Here is a 785-nt window from a genome sequence, read left to right on the forward strand (position 1 = left end):
ACATGATGCAGGTCAAGCGCTACATGCGCCGCTACCGCTTCGAGGACCGCATGCGGCTGGTCGGCCCGAATTGCGCCGGGGTCATCACGCCCGGACAGGCGCTTATGGGCATCATGCCCGGCAGCATCTACCTCCCCGGGCGCGTCGGCATCGTCGGCCGCTCCGGCACGCTCGGCTACGAGGCCGCCTCGCAGATGAAGGCGCTGGGCATCGGCGTGTCGACCAGCGTCGGCATCGGCGGCGATCCGATCAACGGCTCGTCTTTCAAGGATATCCTGCAACTCTTCGAGCGTGACGAAGACACCGACGCTGTGGTGATGATCGGCGAGATCGGCGGACCGCAGGAAGCGGAAGCCGCGATCTGGGCGCGCGACAACATGCGCAAGCCGCTGATTGCCTATATCGCCGGGCTTTCCGCGCCAAAAGGCAGGCGCATGGGCCATGCCGGCGCCATCATCTCCGCCTTCGGCGAATCGGCGCAGGAAAAAGTCGAAATCCTCAAGGAGGCCGGTGTCGTCATCGTGCCGACGCCGGCCTCATTCGGCGAGGTCGTGGCCGATACGCTGGCGCGGACCAAGAAGGCGGCGTGACGGCCGACCGGGCGAAGCCCACATTGCGCAGTTTGAAGTCTGTTCGGGGTGGTGGAAACATCGCACCCCGTCGATCGGCAGGGAAATTCGATGAAACCGCGATTGATTGTCACCCGCAGATGGCCGGCCGCCGTTGAAGCGCTCCTCGCCGAGCGCTTCGACACCACGCTCAACACAGACGACACGCCGCTGAGA

1 protein-coding gene and 1 pseudogene are annotated in these 785 nt (G+C 65.1%); both read left to right on the forward strand.

Annotation, left to right across the window (positions count from 1 at the left end):
• The coding region (locus tag EN993_RS36395; protein WP_127266285.1) for a succinate--CoA ligase subunit alpha at nt 1–590 on the forward strand (590 nt) is incomplete at its 5' end.
• Nucleotides 591–680: 90 nt separating this feature from the next.
• A pseudogene (locus EN993_RS38235) lies at nt 681–785 on the forward strand (D-glycerate dehydrogenase); the annotation flags it as partial.

Source organism: Mesorhizobium sp. M7D.F.Ca.US.004.01.2.1 (assembly GCF_003997785.1).
GTDB classification, from domain to species: Bacteria; Pseudomonadota; Alphaproteobacteria; order Rhizobiales; family Rhizobiaceae; genus Mesorhizobium; species Mesorhizobium loti.